At 67.9% G+C, this 22900-nt stretch carries 26 protein-coding genes; 11 read left to right on the top strand and 15 right to left on the bottom strand.

Annotated features, from left to right (window positions below; all coding sequences use genetic code 11):
* Positions 1–59 precede the first annotated feature (59 nt).
* The gene (locus tag TSO5_RS30465) at positions 60–296 is read right to left on the bottom strand and encodes a DUF4170 domain-containing protein (RefSeq protein ID WP_085090438.1); all 237 of its coding nucleotides are present in this window, start codon (positions 294–296) and stop codon (positions 60–62) included.
* Positions 297–536: 240 nt separating this feature from the next.
* On the opposite strand from TSO5_RS30465, the gene TSO5_RS30460 reads away from it, so the two are divergent.
* Together TSO5_RS30460 and TSO5_RS30455 are read left to right on the top strand one after the other, a co-directional pair.
* Positions 537–1235, top strand: a complete 699-nt coding sequence (locus TSO5_RS30460) for a cytochrome b/b6 domain-containing protein (RefSeq protein ID WP_109155114.1) — start codon at positions 537–539, stop codon at positions 1233–1235.
* Between the two features lie 228 nt (positions 1236–1463).
* Positions 1464–2594, top strand: a complete 1131-nt coding sequence (locus TSO5_RS30455) for a cytochrome-c peroxidase (protein WP_109155113.1) — start codon at positions 1464–1466, stop codon at positions 2592–2594.
* 67 nt (positions 2595–2661) lie between these two features.
* Here TSO5_RS30455 and TSO5_RS30450 read toward each other — a convergent pair whose 3' ends face one another.
* Positions 2662–3099, bottom strand: coding sequence for a cytochrome c (locus TSO5_RS30450; RefSeq protein ID WP_109155112.1), 438 nt, complete (start codon positions 3097–3099; stop codon positions 2662–2664).
* Between the two features lie 382 nt (positions 3100–3481).
* On the opposite strand from TSO5_RS30450, the gene TSO5_RS30445 reads away from it, so the two are divergent.
* The gene (locus TSO5_RS30445) at positions 3482–4684 is read left to right on the top strand and encodes an aspartate transaminase (RefSeq protein ID WP_109155111.1); all 1203 of its coding nucleotides are present in this window, start codon (positions 3482–3484) and stop codon (positions 4682–4684) included.
* A 71-nt stretch (positions 4685–4755) separates the two neighbouring features.
* On the opposite strand, the gene TSO5_RS30440 is transcribed toward TSO5_RS30445, so the two are convergent.
* Positions 4756–5304, bottom strand: a complete 549-nt coding sequence (locus tag TSO5_RS30440; protein WP_109155110.1) for an NAD(P)H-dependent oxidoreductase — start codon at positions 5302–5304, stop codon at positions 4756–4758.
* 327 nt (positions 5305–5631) lie between these two features.
* On the opposite strand from TSO5_RS30440, the gene TSO5_RS30435 reads away from it, so the two are divergent.
* Positions 5632–5829 (top strand): hypothetical protein, encoded by a 198-nt coding sequence (locus tag TSO5_RS30435; protein WP_109155109.1) that lies wholly within the window; start codon positions 5632–5634, stop codon positions 5827–5829.
* Between the two features lie 90 nt (positions 5830–5919).
* Here TSO5_RS30435 and TSO5_RS30430 read toward each other — a convergent pair whose 3' ends face one another.
* The gene (locus TSO5_RS30430) at positions 5920–6681 is read right to left on the bottom strand and encodes an SDR family NAD(P)-dependent oxidoreductase (protein WP_109076116.1); all 762 of its coding nucleotides are present in this window, start codon (positions 6679–6681) and stop codon (positions 5920–5922) included.
* Positions 6682–6871: 190 nt separating this feature from the next.
* On the opposite strand from TSO5_RS30430, the gene TSO5_RS30425 reads away from it, so the two are divergent.
* The gene (locus tag TSO5_RS30425; protein ID WP_109155108.1) at positions 6872–7288 is read left to right on the top strand and encodes a YkvA family protein; all 417 of its coding nucleotides are present in this window, start codon (positions 6872–6874) and stop codon (positions 7286–7288) included.
* Here TSO5_RS30425 and TSO5_RS30420 read toward each other — a convergent pair.
* The 6 genes from TSO5_RS30420 to TSO5_RS30395 form a co-directional block, all read right to left on the bottom strand.
* Positions 7285–8229, bottom strand: coding sequence for a DMT family transporter (locus TSO5_RS30420; RefSeq protein ID WP_247871043.1), 945 nt, complete (start codon positions 8227–8229; stop codon positions 7285–7287). The two genes, TSO5_RS30425 and TSO5_RS30420, sit on opposite strands and share 4 nt — an antisense overlap.
* 259 nt (positions 8230–8488) lie before the next feature.
* Complete coding sequence (locus TSO5_RS30415) at positions 8489–9448, bottom strand: ornithine cyclodeaminase family protein (protein ID WP_109155107.1); 960 nt, start codon at positions 9446–9448, stop codon at positions 8489–8491.
* Between the two features lie 84 nt (positions 9449–9532).
* On the bottom strand, positions 9533–9934 hold the full coding sequence (locus TSO5_RS30410) for a lipopolysaccharide assembly protein LapA domain-containing protein (protein ID WP_109155106.1): 402 nt from the start codon (positions 9932–9934) through the stop codon (positions 9533–9535).
* Positions 9935–9983: 49 nt separating this feature from the next.
* The gene (ihfB, locus tag TSO5_RS30405; RefSeq protein ID WP_085090428.1) at positions 9984–10265 is read right to left on the bottom strand and encodes an integration host factor subunit beta; all 282 of its coding nucleotides are present in this window, start codon (positions 10263–10265) and stop codon (positions 9984–9986) included.
* A gap of 267 nt (positions 10266–10532) precedes the next feature.
* Positions 10533–11807 (bottom strand): pentapeptide repeat-containing protein, encoded by a 1275-nt coding sequence (locus TSO5_RS30400; RefSeq protein WP_109155105.1) that lies wholly within the window; start codon positions 11805–11807, stop codon positions 10533–10535.
* A gap of 6 nt (positions 11808–11813) precedes the next feature.
* Entirely contained in the window at positions 11814–12761 is a 948-nt protein-coding gene (locus TSO5_RS30395) for a hypothetical protein (RefSeq protein ID WP_109155104.1), read from the bottom strand.
* Positions 12762–12996: 235 nt separating this feature from the next.
* Here TSO5_RS30395 and TSO5_RS30390 point away from each other — a divergent pair, with 235 nt between their 5' ends.
* Together TSO5_RS30390 and TSO5_RS30385 are read left to right on the top strand one after the other, a co-directional pair.
* Positions 12997–14139 carry a Do family serine endopeptidase gene (locus TSO5_RS30390; protein WP_109155103.1) on the top strand — a complete coding sequence of 381 codons (1143 nt, stop codon included), beginning with the start codon at positions 12997–12999 and terminating at the stop codon, positions 14137–14139.
* A gap of 17 nt (positions 14140–14156) precedes the next feature.
* On the top strand, positions 14157–14927 hold the full coding sequence (locus TSO5_RS30385; protein ID WP_109155102.1) for a hypothetical protein: 771 nt from the start codon (positions 14157–14159) through the stop codon (positions 14925–14927).
* A 57-nt stretch (positions 14928–14984) separates the two neighbouring features.
* Here TSO5_RS30385 and TSO5_RS30380 read toward each other — a convergent pair whose 3' ends face one another.
* Positions 14985–15236 carry a hypothetical protein gene (locus TSO5_RS30380; protein WP_109155101.1) on the bottom strand — a complete coding sequence of 84 codons (252 nt, stop codon included), beginning with the start codon at positions 15234–15236 and terminating at the stop codon, positions 14985–14987.
* 458 nt (positions 15237–15694) lie between these two features.
* On the opposite strand from TSO5_RS30380, the gene TSO5_RS30375 reads away from it, so the two are divergent.
* Complete coding sequence (locus TSO5_RS30375) at positions 15695–15958, top strand: hypothetical protein (RefSeq protein WP_146203872.1); 264 nt, start codon at positions 15695–15697, stop codon at positions 15956–15958.
* 137 nt (positions 15959–16095) lie between these two features.
* On the top strand, positions 16096–16314 hold the full coding sequence (locus TSO5_RS30370) for a hypothetical protein (RefSeq protein WP_109074616.1): 219 nt from the start codon (positions 16096–16098) through the stop codon (positions 16312–16314).
* Between the two features lie 12 nt (positions 16315–16326).
* Here the strand turns inward: TSO5_RS30370 and TSO5_RS33755 are convergent, their stop codons facing one another.
* Positions 16327–16458 carry a hypothetical protein gene (locus TSO5_RS33755; RefSeq protein WP_282183545.1) on the bottom strand — a complete coding sequence of 44 codons (132 nt, stop codon included), beginning with the start codon at positions 16456–16458 and terminating at the stop codon, positions 16327–16329.
* A gap of 198 nt (positions 16459–16656) precedes the next feature.
* Here TSO5_RS33755 and TSO5_RS30365 point away from each other — a divergent pair, with 198 nt between their 5' ends.
* On the top strand, positions 16657–18321 hold the full coding sequence (locus TSO5_RS30365) for a sensor histidine kinase (protein WP_247871042.1): 1665 nt from the start codon (positions 16657–16659) through the stop codon (positions 18319–18321).
* A gap of 111 nt (positions 18322–18432) precedes the next feature.
* Here TSO5_RS30365 and TSO5_RS30360 read toward each other — a convergent pair whose 3' ends face one another.
* The 3 genes from TSO5_RS30360 to TSO5_RS30350 form a co-directional block, all read right to left on the bottom strand.
* Complete coding sequence (locus TSO5_RS30360; RefSeq protein WP_109074614.1) at positions 18433–18900, bottom strand: Dps family protein; 468 nt, start codon at positions 18898–18900, stop codon at positions 18433–18435.
* Between the two features lie 180 nt (positions 18901–19080).
* Complete coding sequence (locus TSO5_RS30355) at positions 19081–20793, bottom strand: HAMP domain-containing methyl-accepting chemotaxis protein (protein ID WP_109155098.1); 1713 nt, start codon at positions 20791–20793, stop codon at positions 19081–19083.
* Positions 20794–20843: 50 nt separating this feature from the next.
* Positions 20844–21326 carry a cache domain-containing protein gene (locus tag TSO5_RS30350; protein ID WP_109155097.1) on the bottom strand — a complete coding sequence of 161 codons (483 nt, stop codon included), beginning with the start codon at positions 21324–21326 and terminating at the stop codon, positions 20844–20846.
* Between the two features lie 650 nt (positions 21327–21976).
* On the opposite strand from TSO5_RS30350, the gene TSO5_RS30345 reads away from it, so the two are divergent.
* A partial coding sequence (locus tag TSO5_RS30345) for a GTP-binding protein (RefSeq protein WP_247871041.1) occupies positions 21977–22900 on the top strand: 924 nt, incomplete at its 3' end.

Below are 22900 nucleotides of genomic sequence, written 5' to 3'. Positions count from 1 at the left end.
CCGGCGCGCCGGGGGCGGTTCCCGCACCGGGACCCCGCCGACGGCGCGCCGGGCGGTGCTCAATGCTTGTGGTCGTCCGCCGCCGGGTCAAGGAAGCGGTGCAGGTGGACGATGTAATAGCGGGTATGGGCATCGTCGATGGTCTGACCGGTGGCGCCGCGCCATGCCTTGTAGGCGTCCTCATAGCTCGGGAAGATGCCGACGATGTGCAGCTTCGACGGATCGACGAACTGGTCCGTGTCCGGACGCACGAGTTCGCCGCCGAACACGAGATGGAGGAGCTGTTTGTCGGGCATGACCTTTGTCCTTGTAGCCGGGAGTGATTGGGGAGTTATGGCTGTCTTTGCGCCGGCGAGCCGGCTGATGCGTCGCATTCTCATATCCGCCGTCCGGGCGGCGCTTCAAGCCTGTTGACAGGTCCACCGACCTTTGCCACCACGGAACCGCGGCGTTTTCAGGATCAGCATAAAGAATCCGTCCATTTGCCGCAGATGACGGACACCGGAAACACGGCCGAACACTGCGAGGATCGAGCGATGCCAAGTGGTCATACCGCGACTCGGGAGAAACACGGGCGCGAGCTGCGGGTCTGGGACCTGCCGACCCGCCTGTTTCATTGGGCACTGGTCGCCGTGGTGGCGGTCGCGATTCTGTCGGCCGAGCTTGGTGTGCTTGATGTTCATATGTTGGCGGGTGAAACAGTTCTGATTCTCGTGCTGTTCCGGCTGGTCTGGGGCGTGGTGGGCAGCCAGACCGCGCGCTTCGCCGATTTCGTGAAGGGGCCGGGCGCCATCCGCGACTATCTGAGGCGGTCGCGTGCGGGCGGGGAGGCCGCCTTCACCCTGGGCCACAACCCGCTGGGCGCGCTGATGGTGGTGGCGCTGTTGCTGGTCCTGCTGGTCCAGGCGGGCAGCGGGCTGTTCACCAGCGACGACATTCTGGTCGATGGCCCGCTGGTGCCGATGGTCTCCGGCGCCACGGTGGCGCTGCTGAGTTCGCTGCACCGGCTGCTCGCCAACGGCATCTTCGTGCTGGTCGGTCTGCATGTGGTCGCGGTGTTCTTCTATCTGCTGGTCAAGCGGGACAACCTGATCCGTCCGATGGTCACCGGCCGCAAGGTCCTGCCGGCGCGGTTGGCGGCGACGGAGCCGCGGCGCGCCCCGGCGGCGCTGGCGTTGGCGGTTCTGGCTGCGACCGCCGGGCTGGTCTTCCTGGTGCTGCGGGCTGCTGGTTGATCCTGCCGGCCGGCGGGGAGCCGAACCTCCGCGGCATATACCGATGGATCGTGCGACAATGCGCCGTCTGGGGCTTCACGTCTTCTAGTCTAGAATAACTCCAGATTGATCCGCACGAAACGTCACGAAACCAATGAAGCCGGCCCGATTTCCGGGATCGATCGACCTTTGCCTGAATGAAGCTTCAGGTTGCGGTGAGAATGTAGGCCGGCCGGGAGACCGCCAGTCATGCACGCACAAACCGGACAAAGCCCGACCGCAGCGCTGAAGGGGCTGCTGGTCGCCACCGCCGCCGCTCTCGGCATCCTGTCCGCCACCGCAGGCGCGGCGCCGGCCGCCGATCCGGCTGCATCCGGGGCCGCAACTGGCGCCGCTGCCGGTGGCGACACCCTGATGGGCCGCGCGCGCGAGCTGTTCAAGCCGCTGCCCGCCACCTTGCCCGTGGTCCGCAACAATGCGGTCACCCATGAGAAGATCGAACTGGGCAAGATGCTGTTCTTCGATCCGCGCCTGTCGGCCAGCGGCGTTTTCTCGTGCAACAGCTGCCACAATCTGGGGCTCGGCGGTGTCGACGGGCTGGAGACGTCGGTCGGCCATGGCTGGCAGAAGGGGCCGCGCAACGCGCCGACCGTGTTGAACGCGGTGCTGAACGTCGCCCAGTTCTGGGACGGCCGGGCGGAAGACCTGAAGGCCCAGGCCAAGGGGCCGATCCAGGCCGGGGTGGAGATGAACAGCACGCCCGACCGCGTCATGGCGGTGCTGAACAGCATCCCCGCCTACAAGGCCAAGTTCGCCGACGCCTTCCCCAACGAGAAAACCCCGGTCAGCTTCGACAATGTCGCCATGGCGATCGAAGCGTTCGAAGCGACGCTGACCACCCCCGCCGCTCCCTTCGACCAGTATCTGGAGGGCAAGGCCGATGCGCTGACCGACACGCAGAAGGCCGGTCTGGAGCTGTTCATCGACAAGGGCTGCGCCGGCTGCCACAACGGCGTCAACGTCGGCGGCCACGATTACTTCCCCTTCGGCGTCGTGACCAAGCCGGGGGCGGAGATCCTGCCGCCGGGCGACAAGGGCCGTTTCGCCGTCACCAAGACCGCCGACGACGAGTATGTCTTCCGCGCGCCCACCCTGCGCAACGTCGCGCTGACCGCGCCCTATTTCCATTCCGGCAAGGTGTGGGACCTGCGGCAGGCGGTTGCGGTGATGGGGTCGAGCCAGCTCGGCGCCACCCTGACCGACCAGGAGATCGACAGGATCACCGCTTTCCTGACCGCGCTGACCGGCCAGCAGCCGCGCGTCGACTACCCGCTGCTGCCGGCCAGCACGCCGGCCACGCCGCAGCCCATCTTCAAGTAAGGGCCCGCCAAAGAAAAAGCCCCTCCCCACGCCGGTGGGGAAGGGCTTTTCGCGTCAGGCCAGCCGCTTATTCGGAGCGGTAGCGCTGGTGGCAGGCCTTGCAGCTGTCGGCCATGGCGCCGAACGCCTTGGCCGTAGCGGCCTTGTCGCCGGAAGCGGCGGCGACCTTCAGCGCGTTGGCGGACGCCTGCAGGCCCTGCGCCTTGGCGGTGAAATCCGGGAAGTTGGCCCAGATCACTTCCTTGGCCGCCGTCTTGCCCTTGTCGGAACCCGGCGGGAACAGGGTGGGGATCTTGGCGGCGAAGGCATCGATGCGGTCGGTGACCGGGCCGATGGCGGCGAGGTCGCCCTTGCCCACCGCGTCCTTGATCTCGCCCATCGCCTTCTTGTAGTCCTCGAACCCGGCCTTGCGGGTCTGGATCACGTCCTGGGCCAGAGCAGCGCCGCCGGTCAGCATCAGCGCGGCCGACGCCGCAAGCACGATACGGGAAAACACGGTTCTCATCCCTTCTTTGAATTTTGTCCCCACGCCAGACGTTACACACCGCCATGTTGAAGCTGTCAAGTGAAGTGGGGGTGACGATGCCGCACCGTCATGGTGTTCATTTGTGTTGTAAGAAATAATGCTGCGACGGGTTGGATTCGGGATTTGCCGGTGGCGACATCTCGACCCATGAATGGTTGGGAACGCCCACGACTGCGGCCCGGTACGGCGCCGCCACAGGGCGGAAAAACCGCCGAAGCGCGCGGTTTTCACCGCCCGACCGGCCTTGCAACCGGGGTGGAGCGGAAGTAAGGTCCCGCCTCGCGCCTTCCACCCGGAGGGGCAGGCGTCTCAACGACGTCTCCGCCACACCGTCTCTATAGCCCTGAGGGGGCCCATCGCCATGTCGATCATCGCGTCCCGCCTGTCCCGCATCAAGCCGTCGCCGACCATCGCCGTGACCAACAAAGCCCGCGAGCTGAAAGCGGCCGGTCGCGACGTCATCGGCCTGGGTGCCGGCGAGCCGGATTTCGATACCCCCGACAACATCAAGGCCGCCGCTATCAAGGCGATCGAGGCCGGTGACACCAAGTACACCGCGGTGGACGGCACCCCCGCCCTGAAGAAGGCGATCTGCGCCAAGTTCGAGCGCGAGAACGGCCTGAAGTACACGCCGGAGCAAATCACCGTCGGCGTCGGCGGCAAGCAGGTGCTGTACAACGCCCTGATGGCGACGCTGAACCAGGGCGACGAGGTCATCATCCCGGCCCCCTACTGGGTCAGCTATCCGGACATGGTGGAACTGGCGGAAGGCACGCCGGTCTTCGTCTCCTGCCCGGCCGAGCAGGGCTTCAAGCTGCAGCCCGCCGACCTGGAAAAGGCGATCACGCCGAAGACCAAGTGGCTGATCCTGAACTCGCCGTCGAACCCGTCGGGCGCCGCCTATACCCGCGCCGAGATGAAGGCGCTGACCGACGTGCTGGTCAAGCACCCGCATGTCTGGGTGATGACCGACGACATGTATGAACACCTGCTGTATGACGGCCTGGAGTTCGTCACCCCGGCCCAGGTCGAGCCGTCGCTGTACGACCGCACCCTGACCGTCAACGGCGTGTCGAAGTCCTACGCGATGACCGGCTGGCGCATCGGCTATGCCGGCGGCCCGAAGGAGCTGATCAAGGCCATCGGCGTCATCCAGAGCCAGTCGACCTCCAACCCGACCTCCATCGCCCAGGCCGCCGCCGTCGAGGCGCTGAACGGTCCGCAGGACTTCATCAAGGAGCGTGGCGAGGCCTTCCGCCAGCGCCGCGATCTGGTGGTGTCGATGCTGAACCAGGCCAACGGCATCAGCTGCCCGAAGCCGGAAGGCGCCTTCTACGTCTATCCGTCCTGCGCCGGCACCATCGGCAAGACCACCCCGGACGGCAAGGTGATCGAGACCGACGAGGATTTCGTCACCTACCTGCTGGAGTCGGAGGGCGTCGCCGTCGTCCAGGGTTCGGCCTTCGGCCTCGCCCCGCACTTCCGCATCTCCTACGCGACCTCGACGGAAGCGCTGGAAGAGGCGTGCAAGCGCATCCAGCGCGCCTGCGGCAACCTGCGCTGATCGCCGCGGTGACCGAGTAAGGAAAAGGGCCGGCATCCCACGGGGTGCCGGCCCTTTTCCTTTGCGGGGCGCTACTTCGCGGCGAGCATCCTGTCGATGGCGCCCAACGAGAATTTCAGCACCGCTTCGTCGGCCAGCTTGCCGTCCTTGATCTTGTCGGCGACACCGCCGATGACGACCTGCGGGCCGGCCGTCAGCCTGGCGGGAAGCGCCAGCAGCGTGTCGTTCACCTGCTGATGCGCCCGCACGCCGCCGGTGAAGGCGGGGGAGTTCGAAATGACCAGCACCGGCTTGCCGATCAGCGCCGACTTGCCGTAGGGGCGCGAGGCCCAGTCGAGCGCGTTCTTCAGCACGCCCGGCATGCCGTAATTGTATTCCGGCGTGACGATGACGACGCCGTCGGCCTCGGCGATGGCCTGACGCAGGGCATGGACCTCCGCCGGGGCGTCGGGCTTGTCGATGTCCTGGTCGTAGAGCGGCAGGCGCAGGTCGCGGATGTCCATGCTGACACCGGCCGGCAGGGCGTCCTGCAAGCCGCGCAGCACCGCTAGCGAGTTGGAGTTGCTGCGCAGGCTGCCGGGCAGGCCCAGCAGTTTTGCACGCACCGTTGCATCGGTCATGAAGCGGTTGCCTTTCCTCAATTTTCGACGGGCAGTTCTGCGGGCCGCTGCCCACCCCGACCTGGGCAATGGATCCGATGGCGTTGACATGGTCGGTCCAAGCGCAGCTTTCCAATAGGTCGCGGCTTTCCAACAGCTCATGGCCGAATTTTCGATACGACAGGACCTATGTGAGCGTCCGATCCGGCTGTGACCATCTTGGGATCCGACTGTTGACGGAGGGGACGGATACCTAATTAGAGGGTACACAAAGGATGGTGCGCGCGACCGGGCGTGCCCATCGGTTTTGGCCGTTTGTGTGGTCGGATCGGACATAGGGGAGGCAACATGGCGACGCGGCGACTGGATCGGGATGAGCACGTCCGTAAACATCTGGCGCTGATGCTGCAGGAATGGCAGGAGCAGACCGGCCGCGACATGGCGACCGCCACCGCCGACCAGCGGCTTCAGCACTGCACCACTCTGTTGATCGACCTGCTGGGCGAGGCGGAACGGGCGGACGAAGCCGCCATGGCCCAGATCTGACGCCTGTTCTGAAGTTTGCTCTAAAGCCTGCTTTAAGATCGGGGGGGAGCGGCCCCGCAACCGGGCCGCTCCGTCACATGACCGACGTTCTTACTGCGGCGCCATGCGGATGGCGCCGTCCAGACGGATGACGTCGCCGTTCAGCATCTCGTTCTCCAGGATGTGCTGGACGAGGCGGGCGTATTCCTCCGGCTTGCCGAAGCGCTTGGGGAAGGGGACCGTCGCGGCGAGGCTGTCCTGAACCTCCTGCGGCATGTTCAGCAGCATCGGCGTGCCGATCAGGCCGGGGGCCACGGTCATCACGCGGATGCCGTGGCGGGCGAGATCGCGGGCGGCGCAGATGGTCAGGGCGACGATGCCGCCCTTCGACGCGGCATAGGCGGCCTGCCCGATCTGCCCCTCATAGGCGGCAACGGAGGCGGTGTTGACGATGACGCCGCGCTCGCCGCTATCCAGCGGATCCAGCTTCGCCATGTCGGCCGCGGCCAGCCGCAGGATGTTGAAGCTGCCGATCAGGTTGACCTCGATCACCGAGCGGAAATTCTCCAGCGGCATCGGACCGTCGCGGCCGACGATGCGCTGGGCCGGGGCGATGCCGGCGCAATTCACCGCGATGCGGGCCGGGCCATGGGCGGAGCGGGCCTGATCGATCGCCCGCTCGGCGGAGGCGCCGTCGGTGACGTCGCAGACCAGACCCAGCCCGCCGATCTCGTGCGCGGTCTTCAGAACCGCGTCCTCATTGACGTCCAGCACGGTTACCTTGGCGCCGAGACCGGCCAGATGACGCGCCGTCGCCGCCCCCATGCCCGAGGCGCCGCCGGTGACGATGGCGGACAGACCCTGGATGTTCATGGCATCTCCTCCTTAATTGCGACCGGTCCGCGCATGGCGCCGGTCTTGTGTCCAACAGGATGCGATCGCACTTGTTGTTTACCAGATGGCTCGGTTACCAGATGGTCGACCAACCATACCACACCGTATGGTGGGAGGCATCATGCCGACGATGGCGCCGTCTGCCGTTTCCGAAAGGGTTTCAGCATCCATGACAGCATCGTCCGTCTCTCCGTCCCTTGGCGCCGGCACCGCACTGACGGTTCCCGATCCCGATCGGGTCGAGCGCGACGAACGGCTGGTCCGCCGCCGTTTCTGGCAGAAGCTGCGCGCCAACCTGCACCGCATTCCTTTCCTGGAAGACCTGCTGGCCGCCTATTTCTGCGCGACCGATCCGGCGACACCCTACCGGGCGAAGGCGATCCTGCTGGGGGCGCTGGCCTATTTCGTGCTGCCGGTGGATGCGGTGCCCGACTGGCTGCTGATTGCCGGCTTCACCGATGACGCCGCAGTGCTCGCCGCCGCCGTGCAGACGGTGCGCGCCAATCTGACCCCGGCCCATTGGGGGCGGGCGAAGGAGGTCCTGCGCGCCGAAACCGGTGCCGGCGACGCAGGGACGACGGGTTAGGCGCGCCGGGTCTGCTCCTGCGCCATTCTGCGTCCGTCGGCTGCGTCGCGGTGCATGGTGTAGAGGGCGGAGCCGGCGATCACCAGGGCACCAACCCACCCCCACGGATCCATCGTCTGGCCGAAGGTGATCCAGGCGACGATGGCGGTGAAGGGCAGCCGGGCATAATCGTAGGGCATCATCGCCGAGGATTCGGCCAGCGACAGCGCCTTGGTCATTGCCAACTGTCCCAGCGTCAGCAGGCCGCCGAGCAGCGCCAGCCCGCCCAGCACGCTCCAACTCGGCCATGTCCAGACGAACAGCGCCGGCACCAGTGCCATCGGGGTGACCAGCAGGCCCAGGAAGGTGACGATCACCGACGCGCTGTCCCTGCGGCTGAGCAGCCGCATTTGCAAGACGGCGGCGGCGGCGGCGACGCAATGGACGAACAGCGCCAGAAAGGCCAGATCGATCGGCGCCGCACCCGGCCTCAGCACGATCATCACTCCGGCAAAACCGACGCAGACCGCGGCCCAGCGCCGTGGCCGCACCCGCTCGCGCAGGACCAGCGCGGCTCCGGCCGCGACGAACAGGGGGATGGCGAAGCTGACCGCCGTCGCGGTGGGCAGCGGAATCCGGGAGATCGCGTAGAACCATGCGGTCATGGCGCAGAGCGTGGTCAGGGCCCGCGTCACGTAGGGCCCCAGCCGCCGTTCCGCCAGAACCGCCCGGCAGGCGGGCGCCCCGACCGTCAGCGCCCAGGGCAGCATCCACAGCAGGCTGAACAGGTTGCGGAAGAACACGACCTCCAGCGGGTTCATCACCGTCGCGGCCCAATGCACGGCCGTATTGCCGATCCCGAACAGCAGCGCCGACAGCAGCATGTATCCGGCACCAAGCAGAAGCTGGTTGGTCGGTACCCGCATGCGTGGGCCGGCGTCCATGGGGGAGGTGACGGTCACGATCAATCGTCCCTGACAAGCCGTTTGCGTATGATCCGGTCCAGCGCGTCGCTTGCGCAGTTAGCGCAAACATCAAGCCGTTCGGAATACCGGCAGCCGGCGCGGAGGCAGCGATGATCCTCTGGAGAAAATCATAGGGACGCAAGTAAAATGTCGGGAAGGAACGCCGCATACTCCCTTATGACGCGTACAGGCCCTGCCAGTATGAAACCGTTTGGGGCGAGGCTGATGGGATCGGCTGAGCGGGTCGAATTCCGGCTCAGCGGATCGAGTCGTTGTGCAGCACCATCTCGGTCGCCAGACGGGCGGCGCACAGGTCGGCCAGAGCGGTGCCAACCGACTTGAACAGGGTGATCTGGTCGTAGAAGCGCCGGCCGGCCCGTTCGCCGCGGCTCAGTTCGAACAGGTCGCCGGCGATATCGTCGGGGTTCAGCGTACCGGAAGACACAGGCTGGGCGATGTCGCCGGCCGCGGCCGGCGTGCGGTCGCGGCTGTCGACGAAGACGCGGGCGCGGCGGATGCAGTCGTCGTCAGCCTCGCGCATGTCCGGCGTCACGCCGCCCAGCAGGTCCAGATGCTGGCCGGGCTGCAGCCAGTCGCCGCGGATCAGCGGCTCGCGCGCCGTGGTGGCGCAGGCGACGATGTCGGCGCCGCGCACCGCCCCTTCCAGGTCGGCGGTCGCCTCGATGCGGAATTTCGGCCGGTGGAAGCGGGCGGCGAGCTTGCGCGCCTTCTGCGGATCCCGTCCCCAGACCAGCACATGGCGGATCGGCCGCACCGCGGTGTAGGCCTCCACCAGTTCCAGGGCGAGCGGGCCGGTGCCGACCACCAGCATCCGCTCCGCATCCGACCGCGCCAGATAGGAGGCGGCGAGCGCCGAGGATGCCGCGCCGCTGCGCCGGCCGAGCGTAGCGGAGGAGTCCATCAGCACCTGCGGCACGCCGGTCTTGCCGTCGACCAGCAGATAGACGCCCTGGGTCTGCGGCAGGTCGCTGCCGGCATTGTCGGGAAAGACGCTGTCGATCCGCACCCCGATCGCCTGATTGACCTCCCAGGCGGGGGCGATCAGCAGCGCGGCGTCACCGGTGCCGTAGGTCTCGACGCGGTGCCGATGGGCCGGCGGGGACTCCACGCCGGCGCGGAAGGTCTGCCGCAGGCGCTCGATCAGCATGCGGTGGTGCAGAACGGATCGAAGCTCGGCGCCGCTGACGGTGCGCATGGAACCCCCTTCCGCCGACCGGCATCCTGTCCCGCCCCCGAACTGTACAAGCGCGGGGAGGGGGAGCCCTGCGACTGGCGACGCTCAGTGGACGGTCGGCGCGTTGTTCTCGGCGGCCGGGACCGGCAGGGCGGAGCCGGGCAGAGTGCCGGAGACCGGACCGGAAACCGGGCGGGTGCTCTCGGCCAGACGCTTTTCGGCGGCGGCGGCGCGGGCCTGCGCCTCCTTCAGTTCACGCTCCAGATACAGGACGCGGTTGCCCTCGCGGCGGGCGCGGCGGCGATGGCGGCGCTGGCTGTTCCAGACGACGAAGCCGCCGGCCAGGAAGCCCAGCACCAGCGCCACCAGCGTGGCCAGATAGACCGGCGTGGCGAGCGTGAAGGGCAGCGGCCACAGCGACAGCGTCACGATCCCGCGGTTGGAGATCGCGAACAGGATCGCGACGAGGGCCACGGGAATGGTGACGATCCAGGAAATATGGCGCAAGGCGAAGGTTCCTTGAGATATACGGCAGGGAGAATGGCCGGGCCGGCGCTCACTCCGTGTTCAGACGCTCGCGAAGCTGCTTGCCGGTCTTGAAGAAAGGAATGCATTTCTCGCCGACGTCAACCGATTCTCCGGTCCGGGGGTTGCGACCCGTGCGCGCGTCCCGTTTCTTGATGGAGAAGGCGCCGAAGCCGCGCAGCTCCACCCGGTCGCCGCGTGCCAGCGCTTCGGTGATCTCGTCGAAGATGGTGCCGACGATCTTCTCGATGTCGCGCTGGTACAGGTGCGGGTTCCGCTCCGCCAGCCGTTGGATCAGTTCCGACTTGGTCATGATCGTTGACGTTCCCCCATTCGATGCGGGCGCTTATGGTCGGGCCGCGCCGCGCTTGGACAGCAGCGTGCCACCGGCCGCATGAGGCGTCAAGCCCCACCCGTCGTGCTAAGCCGTTACGACACAATCGTTTTTCCGGACGGTGGCAGGCGTTCTGCCCCCAATGATCTGGTGTCGGCCGAAGGTATGCGCAGCAATCTCCAGCATGGATCGTGACGGAAATTTGAAAGCAATCAACGGCTTCGCGAAAGAAAACCCGATGCGGGTTCAGGCGCCGCCCAGCCGCGTCCCCTCCAGGATGGCTCCCTCCAGCACCGCCGACGAGCGGTCGCAGCCGGTCAGGTCGGCCAGGGTCAGGTCGCTGCCCTTCAGGTTGGTCTGCATCAGCGAGGCGCCGGCAAGCCGTGCCCGCACCAGCGACGCGCGCATCACCTTGGCCCCGGCGCTGACCAGCAGCATGCCCAGATTGGCGCCGTCCAGCCGGCTGTCGATCAGGATGGCGCGGTCCAGCTTCACCCCGCGCAGATCGGCGCGGCTGAGATCGGCGGAGCGCAGGTCGGCGCCGTCGAACTGGGCGGCCTGCAGCTGGGCGCCGTTCAGCCGGGCGTGGCGCAGCCGGGCGCCGCTGCCCTTGGCCAGCGTCAGGATCTTGCCGGTCAGGTCGGCTCCCTCCAGGTTCAGCCCGGTCAGGTCGAGTTGGCAGCCCTGCTTGCCGCTGGTGCCCAGCCAGATCATGTGCTGGCGCAGCATGCTGTCCAGCTGGTCGACCGGCAGGGCCGGCAACTCGTCGGCCGTCGTCTCCTCGGGTTCGGGCTCGGGCGCCGGAGCCTGGGGCGGCGTCTGCCGGGCGGCCTGCGCCTGCTCGTCGGTGCGGATCGCCTGTTCCAGCCCGTCCTGATCCAGGCTGGCCCCGTCGAGGATGGCGCCGCGCAGGTCGGAACCGTTGAGGTCGGCACCGCGCAGGTCGGCGCCGGAGAAGTTGGCGTCGCGCAGGTCGGTGCGGTCCAGCCGGGCGCCGGCCAGCCGGGTGTTGGTGAAGTCGGCCGCCCGCGCGAAGCTGCCCGACAGCTTGGCCCGCGCCATGTCAGCGTTGGTCAGCCGGGCCGACGCCATGTCGGCCGGGCCGGGGTCGAAGCCCACCACCTTCAGCTCGCCCGCGCTGTTGCGGTTGACCATGCTGCCGTCGCGCAGGTCGACCTCCACCATGGTGGCGCCGTCCAGCCGGGCGCCGCGGACGTTGGCGCCGCGCATGTCGGTGCGGAACAGCCGCGCCTCCGACAGGTCCGCCCCGCGCAGGTCTGCGCCATAGAGGTCGGCATGGTCCAGCACCGCGCCGCGCAGGTCGGCGTCACGCAGGATGGCACCGGCCAGATGGGCGCCGGTCAGGTTACGGCCGGCCAGCGACAGGCCGGACAGGTCGAAGAAGGGCAGGTTGGCACGGGCGCCGTTCGGGCGGCCCTCGGCGAATCGGACATGGCGCTCGCACACGCGGTCGAGCTGGTCCTGGGTCAGGCGGATGCGGGATTTGCCGTCTTGCGCCATGGCCGGTCACGCGAACAGGGCGTCGATGTCGGCCTGCGAGATCTGGCCGCCGCCATCGCCGCCGCCGGAATCGGCGGGCGGCGGGGGCGGCGGCGGGGCCGGCTTCGCGACAGGGGGTGGGGGCGGCGGCGGAGGTGGGGAGGGCGCCACGTCGGCTGGCAGCGGCTCCGCCCGTTCCGCCACTTCCGGTACGCTGTCGAACAGCGCGTCGATGGCGTCCTGGCTGACCTCCGGCCCGCCCAGCTGCGGACCGTTCAGCAAATGGGCGTCGGGGCGGGTGTCGCCCAGCTTGCGGTGCGAGGCCACCTCGCCATGGTGCTGCTCGGGGGCGACGGCCAGCCGCTCGACGCCCCAGATTTCGATCATCGTGTTCACGCGCTCTTCGATGTAGCGCAGCGTGTTGACGACCTTGGTGGTGCGCTGGCCGGTGATATCCTGGAAGGAGCAGGCGGTCATGATCTCGATGCACCACGCCTCGATCGCGTCGATCCGTTCGGCCAGATCGGCGTCGTCGCGCGGGATCGACATGGTGATTTCCTGAATCTTCTCCGTCGCGTTCAGGATGTCGGTGGTGGCGCGTTCGGTGGCGGCGACGATCTCGTCCAGCTCGCCGGTCGCCGCCTCGATGCGGTTGGACCCGGTGTCGGTCGCCTTCAGGGCCGCGATGTCGCTGCGCGCCTCGCGCACCACCTGGGTGATGGCGGTCAGCTCCTGCTGGATGCGCGGGTCCTCGCCGGGGGCGAAGGACGTGAAGGCGCTGGACGATGTGCCGCTCAGCCGGTCGACCTGACCTTCCAGTCTGTCGACCAGCCGGTGGAACTCGTCGGAGGCGACGACACGGCTGCGCCGGTCGCGCATGCGCAGGAAGGCCCGCCCCCGCGCCGTCTGCGACAGGGCCTCTTCCATCTGCAGATACTCTTGCTCGGTCAGTTCGAGCAGTGACCCGCCGCTCATAGCGCTCAACCCGTTTTCGACAGCCGCGCCTCCCCGGCATGTCCGGGGGCTGCGCCGACCCTGTCCTATACCACCCAATTTCTTTACCGGGAGTTTCCGCCGTCGCCGCGCTATCATCGCCGCAACGGGGCGGACAGAGGGTGGACAACCTTGAACCGCCTTCCTTTTTGTCCCAAATCAGCCCGATCCAGCGACGATCTCGACAAGAAATTCCCAGCAAGAAAGGAATAAGGCCATGAAGAGGGCGGTGCGTCCGGTGGTGTTTGCTGCGGCGGTCGGACTGGCGGCGGTGACCGGCGGCGCGCTGGTCGCCCCGGCCGACTCGGCGTTGGGCCGGCTCGGTTCTGCCATCGGCCTCGGTGCCTCGCCCGCGGCGGCGGCACTGCCTCTGGGCGCGGTCGGCGGCGGCACCATCGCCCCGATGCTGGAGCAGGTGACGCCGGCCGTCGTGAACATCTCGGTGCTGAGCCAGGCGCCCCAGGCGGAAAATCCGCTGCTGCGCGACCCCTTCTTCCGCCGCTTCTTCAACATGCCGGACCAAATGCCGCAGTCCCGTCCGCAGGTCAGCGCCGGGTCGGGCGTGATCATCGACGCCCGCAACGGCTATGTCGTCACCAACAACCATGTGGTGGAGAACGCGCAGGAGATCGCCGTCACCCTGAAGGACCGCCGCCGCCTGCGCGCCAAGCTGATCGGCCGCGACGCCGCCACCGACATCGCCCTGCTGCAGATCAAGGCCGACGGGCTGACCGCGCTGCCGCTCGGCGACTCGGACCGCTCACAGGTCGGCGACTTCGTCGTCGCCATCGGCAACCCGTTCGGGCTGGGGCAGACGGTGACCTCCGGCATCGTTTCCGCACTCGGCCGCAGCGGGCTGAAGATCGAGGGGTACGAGGACTTCATCCAGACCGACGCCTCGATCAATCCTGGCAATTCCGGCGGCGCGCTGGTCAATTTCCAGGGCGAGCTGATCGGCATCAACACGGCCATCATCGGCCCGGCCGGCGGCTCGGTCGGCATCGGCTTCGCCGTACCGGTCAGCATCGTGCGGTCGGTGATGGAACAACTGCGCGAGTATGGCGAGGTGCGGCGCGGCCGGTTGGGCGTGGCCATCCAGGACCTGACGCCCGACCTTGCGGAAAGCATGAGCCTGAAGGGCGACGAGGGCGCGCTGATCGCCAAGATCGAACGCGGCTCGCCGGCCGACAGCGGCGGCTTGCGCAGCGGCGACGTGGTGATCGCGGTCGACGGCCGGCCGGTGCGCAGCGCCACCGATTTCCGCAACCGCATCGGTCTTCTGCGCGTCGGCACGCCGGTGCAGTTGACGGTGATGCGCGAGGGCGGGCAAAAGTCCGTCACCGTCCGCACCGCCCGCTGACCATTACCCGTACCGGCATGATGCGTTCCAACCCACCCCGCCGCCCGGCAGCCCCGCCGGCGCCCACGCCCGGCCGCAGCGCGGCCCAGAGGCAGCGCGAGATCGCGACGCTGCTGATGCGGCTCGACGCCATGCTGAAGCAGTCGGCGGAGTTGGCGCAGACGGCGCGCGAGCGGGTGTCGGTCGGCGGGCTTGCCCGCTATCGCCGCTTCAGCCGGCGGGTGCGCGACTTCTTCGCGCTGGCCGCCCTGACGCAGGAGCGGCTGGATGCGGCACCGGAGGAGATGGAGGATCTGATCGATCCCATGACCACCGCGCTGGAGCGTCTGCACGCCCGCATGGTGGTCCAGTTCGTGGAGGGCAGCGCCGGCTTCTTCGCCAGCTTCGCGCGGGTGAAGGCGCTGCCCATCGGCACCCACGAGATGTGCGGGGTGGAACTGCGCGGTGTGCTGGAGATCCGCAAGTTCCTTGACGATCCGCTCTATGAGGGGGAGCGGGGACAGGCCCTGCGCGCCGAGGCCGACCGCATCGCCGCCCTGATCCGCCGCGTGATGGATCGCATTCCGCCGCTGCCCGATTTCGGCGACGAACCCAGCATCGGCCCGCGCGGCACGCTGAACAGTCCGTTGAAGGGGCCCAACGCCCATATGCCGCCCGGCCGTGCCGTCGCCCGACCGGCTGCGGCCCGGCCGGCCAACATGCCGCCGCCCGCTCCACCGGCGCCGAACCCCAGCACCGAAGTCCGTTCGCTGAGCCTCGACCAGTTCGAGGACGACGAGGAGGAATAGGAAGGGAAGGGGGCCGGATCGACGGTCCTGCCCCCCTTATTCCCTAACGGCCCCTTTTTAACGGCGGTGCTTGCCCTCATCCGCCGTCAATGCGCCGACCGCGGCGCCGGCGGCACCGCCCAGCAGGCCGCCATAGATCGCGCTGCCGCCGGTGACGGCGCCGATGGCCGCACCGCCCGCCGCACCGATGGCGCCGCCGGTCAGCGCGCGGTTCTCGCGATGATTCAGGTTCGAACAGCCGCCGAGCAGGGTCGCGCAAATCAGCAGCGCCGTCGCCCCGGTGGTGAATGTCCGCGTGGTGGTCTTCATCGGTCTCTTCCTTCAAGCATAGGCACGGCAACATGAGGGACCGCCGCCGATGCCGCGTCGTTGGGCAAGGCTGGGCGGTCAAGCTTATGTTTGGTGCGCGCCGCCGTCCGGTGCTGTGACCATTTCGAGGTATCCGCACTATCCGGACGGAGCATCCCCCCGCCTTTGGAGTTCCAAAGTCGCCGAAGATGGCGGTGAAGTTCAGGTGGCCGGGACTGCCAAAGTATGCGGGTACTAATTCCATTTGTTTTATATGGTTACCTAATTGTTTAGCAAGACTGCATAAATTGTGTGCGAGTCATTACAAAGAGACGCAAATTTCACGATGAAAAATCATTGTGGATTGTCTAGTACGTCTTTTCGGCTCCGAAACATGAGCATTTGGGACACAGAGATCGGCTGTAGGCGTGGGTGCATGGACACTCCGCAGCAAAAAGCCGGCACAGGGAAGACCAGAGATGACGATCAGCGACAGGGACTTGAACAGGGGCGGACCAACTCGCCAGCCATCCGCAACGTCGCCCGATGCACAAATGGGGCGCATCATCGAAATGGCGTTTACCGGCTTGTGGGTGATCCGGCGGCAGGGCGCCTTGGCGGAAGTCGGCGGGCGGCTCTCTTGGCCCGACCGCGCTTCGTTGGAACGCGCGGCGGCGGAAGCCGGCATCCCGCTGTCCGGCGACATCATCCACACCGGCCGACTCAATGCCGACCATCGATAGGAGACGGTCCATTCTCCTTCCGGGGGATGGGAAAGCGACGAACGGACAGTTGCGCGGGTGACAGGCTTCTTCCAATATCCGATGGATCGTCGGCCGTCAGAACTGGACGTTCCGCAATCTCCGCTTCATTGGGGCCTATGGAAGACATCGACCGCCAAAGAACGCTTGCCTATTTCGAAAGGCTGGGAAAAGAGCGGGTTCGACTCTACACCGCCATCGATTGCGAGCGTTATCTCGGTGACTGGCAGGTCCGTGAATTGGCCGACCAGTGGCTTGACGCCAAGAATGCGGAAGACAGGCCGCGCTTGCTGGGCCGGCCGTTGTGGCGGCGGCTGTTGGCCGACCGCCGCCCCTGACCGTTCTTCCCTTCAACCCCGCTTCGGAATTGGCTCCGGCCGTCCGGTCACCCGCCGGGCCGGCGTGACATCGATGGCGTAGAGGGCGGCGATGCCTCGTCCGTCCGGCCGGATGGTGTGATAGGCCGTCCCGTCGATCCGCATAAAACCTACCCCTCCTTGCCGCTTCAAGCTCCGCCCCAGCCCTACCAATGCGGGATGACTTTGTCGGCACCCCACAATAGGTGGTGGCCGCTGCCGCTTCAACACGGGTAGCGTTCGGCGGAACCGTCACCCGCCGGGCGGTGTTACCGTTTCCGGCTAAGCAAGAAGTGGCCGTATCCCCACATGGTTTCCGAAACGATGCCGTTGCGCGCGCTGCGTTCCCATTCCTCCCCGCTCTACCGGCTGCCCGGTTCGGCGCTGGTCCTGATTGCCTGCACCGCCGCGGTTCTGCTGACCATCGGGCTGTCGGCGGTCTTCGCCTGGCGTGACCGCGACGAGGCGGTCCAGCAGGCGACCGGCGTCGCCGGCAACATCGGACTTCTGGCGGCGGAGCATGCCGCCCGGCTGATCGAGTCGGGGGACCTGCTGCTGACCCAGACGGCGACGCTGGCCGGTCCGGCCGGGACGCCGCTGCCCGACGATGCGGCGACGCGCGACCGCATGGCCCTGCTGGCGGCCAGCGCCCCCCATGTGGTCGGGCTGGAGATCCGCGACCCGTCGGGTGCGCTGCGGCTGTCGAGCCTGCCCGAGGCGGCGCCGGGCGGCGCCCGGCCGGCACTGAAGCCGGACGCCATGGCCATCGGTATCGGGCGGATGGGCGGGCAGATGGGCGGAGGTTCGGGCGGACGGTCGGTCATCACCCTGGCGCGCCCCCTGCCGGGTGCGGCAGGCGACGCGCCGCGGGGCTGGGCGGTTGCCGGACTGGACGCGCGGGCCTTCCGCGACGTCTACCGCTCGCTCGACGTCGGCTATGGCCACAGCATCGCCATCCTGCAGCCGGACGGCACTCCGCTGCTGCGCGAGCCGGAGGGCGGCGGCATCATAGGCGGCAATGCGGGAGACGACACCGCCAGCCATGCCGACGATATCGTCGTCACCCGCCCGGTGGGCGACACCGGCCTGTCGGCCATGGTGACCATCGCCACCGGCAGCGTTCTGCGTCGCTGGAGCGAGCGGCTGTGGATCTACGCCGCCTTCGCCGCTGCGGCTTGCGCCACGGTCGCGGTGATCGGCGCCCTCGCCATCCAGCGAGCCCGGCGCGAGCGCGAGGCCGAGGACGCCCTGCAGCACGCCTACGACACGCTGGAGGAGCATGTCCACCAGCGCACCGCCCAGCTGGAGCGCGCCAACGCCCAGTTGGAGGCGGCGGTGACCGACAAGGAGGTCCTGCTGAAGGAGGTTCAGCACCGGGTGAAGAACAACCTTCAGGTCATCTGCAGCCTGCTGCGCCTGCAGGCTGCCCGCATCGACGAGCAGGCCCGCCGCGGCTTCGACGAGAGCCTGCGCCGCATCCAGACCATGAGCCTGCTGCACGAGCTGCTCCACCGCTCCGACGAGCCGGCGCACATCAACTTCGCCGACGCGCTGCGCCAGATGTGCGACGGGCTGGTCCGCTCCGACAATCCGACCGCCGCCCGGCTGGAGCTGGAGGCGCAGGACTGGATCGTCGACGCCGACCGCGCCACGCCGCTGGCCATCGCCACCAGCGAGCTGGTGTCGAACGCGCTGCTGCACGCCTTCCCGCACGGGCATCCCGGCACCGTCCGCGTGATGCTGGAGCGTGGCGAGGCCGGCATGCGGCTCATCGTGCGCGACGACGGCGTCGGGTTGCCCGCCGGCATGCCGAGCCAGCACAAGCGTCCCGGGCGCGGCGGTTCCAGCAGCGGCCTCGGCCTGAATCTGGTGCAGGCGCTGTCCCATCAGGCCGGCGCCACGCTGAAGATCGAGCGTGATGGCGGCACCATCTTCACCCTGACCATTCCCGAACAGCCGGCCCGCCAGCGCGCCAAGACGGCGGCCTAGGGCACCACCCGCCTGAAACGGCCCCACTGAAATTAAAAGAGCCTCCCCATCCTGTCGGACGGGGAGGCCCCTGAGCCTCAGTCGTGAACCGCCGTGCGACGGTGCCCGCGACTATTCCAGCATGCTGCGCAGCATCCAGGCGGTCTTGTCGTGGATCTGCAGGCGCTGGGTCAGCAGGTCGGCGGTCGGCTCGTCGCTGCCCTGTTCGGCCAGCGGGAAGACGCTGCGGATGGTGCGGGCGGCGGCCTCGTGGCCTTCGACCAGCTGGCGGATCATGTCGTTCGCCTTGGGAACGCCCGCCTCTTCCTTGATCGAGGCCAGCTGCGCGAACTGCGAGAAGCTGCCCGGCGCCGGATAGCCCAGGGCGCGGATGCGCTCCGCGATCTCGTCCAGCGCGGTCCATAGCTCCGTGTACTGGGTCATGAACATGGTGTGGAGCGTGTTGAACATCGGCCCGGTGACGTTCCAGTGGAACGAATGGGTTTTGATGTAGAGCGCGAAGGTGTCGGCCAGAACCTTGTTCAGCCCTTCGGCGATGGATTTGCGGTCTGCGTCCGAGATCCCGATGTCGATTTTCATTCTTCGATCCTTCTTGTTGGGTCCTGCATTATACCCCGGCATTGGCGCAGCCGTCAGCGGCCGCCGCCCCGCGGTCCCGGGACAACAGCTTGGGCGCAGGCGGATCGTTTCAAGTCTGATGCGACCAAACTTCACGCCCCATCGTCGAGGATGGGTGATGCGACTCCGGCCAGTTTCCCCTCAGCCCGCCCGCAGCCGGCCGATGAAGTGCGTCACCTCGCGGTTCAGCGTCGATGCCTGACCGTCCAGCAGTTCGGCGGCGCGCAGGACCTCGCCGGCGGCGGTGCCGGTCTCCCCGGCGCTGGTCGATACCGTCGCGATGGTCTGCGAGACCTCGGCGGTGCCGGCGGCGGCCTCCTGCACGTTGCGGGTGATCTCCTCCGTCGCGGCGGCCTGCTGTTCCATGGCACCGGCGATGGAGCCGACGATCTCGTCGATGCCGACCACCGTCTCGCCCACCCCCTTGATGGCGGCGACGGCGGCCCCGGTCACCTGCTGCATCGAGGTGATCTGGGTCCCGATCTCCTCGGTCGCCTTGGCGGTTTGGGTGGCGAGGCTCTTCACCTCGCTCGCCACCACGGCGAAACCCTTGCCGGCCTCGCCCGCCCGCGCCGCCTCGATGGTCGCGTTCAGCGCCAGCAGGTTGGTCTGGGCGGCGATGGAATTGATCAGGCCGACGATCTCGCCGATGCGGTTGGCGGCGTCGGACAGGCCGACGACATGGGCGTTGGTCTCCTCCACCGCCCGCACGGCGCCGCGCACCATGTCGAAGGAGCGGCGGACCTGACCGCCGATCTCCGCGATGGAGGCCGACATCTCTTCCGTCGCGGTGGCAGCCGTCTGGACGCTGCTCCCCGCCTGGGCGCTGGCGGCGGCGACGGTGGCGGCCTGCCGGTTGGCGCTGTTGGCGCGTTCCAGCATGCCGGCGGCGTTGCTGCGCACCTGATGGGCGCCGGCCCCCACCTGCTGCACGACCTCCGCCACGCGGGCCTCGAACAGGTCGGCCAGTTCCCGGATGGCGCGGTGCTTTTCCGCCTCGGCCTCCGCCTTCTGGCGCTGCTGGTCGGCGGTCAGCCGTTCCACCTCGCGCGCGTTGGTCTGGAACACCTCCAGCGCACGGGCCATGGCGCCGATCTCGTTGCGCATCCAGCCGCCCTCGACCGCGGTGTCGAGCTTTCCGGCGGCCAGATCGGCCGTGTTGCTCGACAGCCGCTGCAGCGGCCGGGTGATGGACCGCGCCAGCAGCAGCCCGGCCGCCATCATCGCCGCCAGCAGACCGGCCATCACCAGCGCGAAGTCGCGGCGGGCGGAGGCCGCGGCATCGCGGGTGGCCTGGGTGGCGGCGGCGGTGGAGCGGCCGATGGCCTCCTGCGTCTCCATCACCTTGGCGGTCAGGGCGGCGAACTGGTCGTCGGTGTGGGCCATCATCGGGATGCCGATCAGGCGGTCGATGGCCGCCATCTGGTTCATCTCTTCGACCGCCTTGGCATAGGCGCCGACCCGCGCCGACACCTCGTCCAGCATCGCCCGCTCCGTCTCGGCCAGCGGCAATGCGCGCAGTTCCGCGATGCCTGTGCGCGCCTTGCCCAGGTTGGCGGCGATGGCGTCGCGCATGGCCTGCAGCTTCGCCTCTTCGATGCCGGAGCCGGACAAGGCCAGATGCCGAGACACGTCGCTGTGGATGACATAGGCGATCGCGACCAGCCGGTCGATCCGGCCCAGCCGCTCTGCCGCCTCACGGTGGATGCCGTCCACGGCACCCAGCGCCTGCTCCGACTGGCGGTCGGCCAGCACCAGCGCCGCCACCGTCAGGACGATCCCCATCAGGGGAGCCGCGAAGACCCGGCCCGCCACCGACAGGCCCGACAGACGCGCAAAGACACCGCCGTTCATGCTCACCCCCAACAGCTCTGCCGGTCGATCACCGCCCTATGCGGCAGCATTCACTTGTAGATGCCGACATAGGCGACCAGATCCTGGCCGGGCACGCGCTTCACGTAAGTGATCTTCGGTTCGATCTTGTTGCTGGCGGGGTTCAGCCAGCGATACTCGACCCAGCCCTCGTCCTTCTCCTTGGCGACGGCCAGCACGTCCTGGACGATGAAGCGGCCGTCCGGGTCCTTGACGTTGATGACGCTCTGGCCGACACCGGCCGGGCGCGGCGGATACACCTTCCAGACGCCGGCGAAGTCGATGACGTTGACGTAGATCTCTCCGTGCTTGAACGGGCCTTCGGCGTTGAAGGTTTTGGCGGCCTCGTCCAGACCCTGTGCGGCGATCAGGTCCGCCGCTTTCAGGGTGATCGACTTGGCGTCCTCCTGCGTCGGCTTGGCATCCTGGGCGACGGCGGAAGTGGACAGAGGGACCGAAACGGCTGTCCCGACGGCAATCAGGACGACCGCCAGCAAACGAAACCACAGGCGCATGTGCTCTTTCCCCAAGGAATGGGGGGCGGACGGCGGACGCCGGGCGCCCCATCGATTGTTATCCGGCCGTCATCGCCTTAATCGCGCGGCCATTATCACCGGAGGCTACTAGCAGAAGGTTTCATGCGTTTGTCCGCTACATTTCGGCGCGCTCATATTGCGTTGCAACATAGCAATATTACGAACGATTTATCGTATGACGCAGCTGCAGGCGGTATTCCGTTTAGTTTGAACGCCTTAGACGGTCGGTTGGCGCTGTCGGAGGCGAGCGGATGGGCCGGGTGCCGTTCGTTGCGGCCAATCGACGCATTGGCCGAGCTGCCGCTTCGCGCGTGACGGTTTGCCGCCCCTTTTTTCCATCGACAGCCGCGCCGTTCGGGTGGAGCATCGGAGGTCCGATGCGGGCGCTCCGCCGGCCCCGGACCCGATGCGCGTTTCCGCCACGCGTCCGCCGCCCCCCGATCCGGACGTGCCTGTCTTCTGGAAGTGCCAGTTTCTGGAAGTGCGAGTTTTCAAACGGACTTGTCTGAAGAGCCACACGCGAACGGGCCGCCCCGGCGGCCGGCGCCGGCGGCCCAACTCCGGCCCAGATGGTGATCGGGGGGGCCGTCCCCGGTCACGACAGCCCGAAGCTTCCACGGGAGGTGTGAATGCCGCATACGCAAATCCGGACGGCGCGTTGCGCGGCGCTGGTCGGCCCCTATCTCGCCGGCAAGACGACGCTGCTGGAAAGCCTGCTGTTCGCCGCTGGGGCCGTCACCCGCAAGGGCAGCGTGCGCGACGGCAACGCCGTGGGCGACAATTCGCCGGAGGCGAAGGCCCGGTCGATGAGCACCGAGCTGAACGTCGCCTCCTTCGACTACCTGGGAGAGCGCTGGTCGATCCTGGACTGCCCCGGCTCGGTGGAGTTGACGGGGGAGGCGCAGGCGGCGCTGATGGCCGCCGACATCGCCGTCGTGGTGGCGGAGGCCGCGCCGGAGAAGGCGGTGCTGCTGGCCCCGCTGTTCAAGATGCTGGACGACCACCGCATCCCGCATCTGCTGTTCATCAACAAGATCGACTCGCTGGGCGACCTGCGCGTGCGCGACGTCGTCGCCGCCTATCAGGAGGTCTCGGCCCGCAAGCTGGTGCTGCGCGAGGTGCCGCTGCGCGAGAACGGCCAGATCACCGGGTTGGTCGATCTGGTCAGCGAACGCGCCTGGCGCTTCAACCCGCACAAGCCGTCCGAACTGGTGGCCCTGCCCGACAGCGCCCGCGACTGGGAGGCGGAGGCGCGGCAGGCGATGCTGGAATCGGCCGCCGATTTCGACGACGGCCTGCTGGAAAAGCTGCTGGAGGACATGGCCCCCGACAGCACCGAGCTGTACCAGACGCTGGCGCACGAACTGGCCGACGATTTGATCGTGCCCGTCTTCTTCGGATCGGCGGAGAATGACAACGGCATCCGCCGCCTGCTGAAGGCCCTGCGGCACGAGGGACCGGAGGTCGACTCCACCGCGGCCCGCATCGACCTTCCCGCCAATACGGCGGTGGCGGCGCAGGGGGGGAAGACGATGATGGGCTCCCACGCCGGG

This window comes from Azospirillum sp. TSO5, assembly GCF_003116065.1.
Lineage (GTDB): Bacteria > Pseudomonadota > Alphaproteobacteria > Azospirillales > Azospirillaceae > Azospirillum.
The sequence above is the reverse complement of the archived record's forward strand: the minus strand, read 5'-3'. Positions and strand labels throughout refer to the sequence as shown.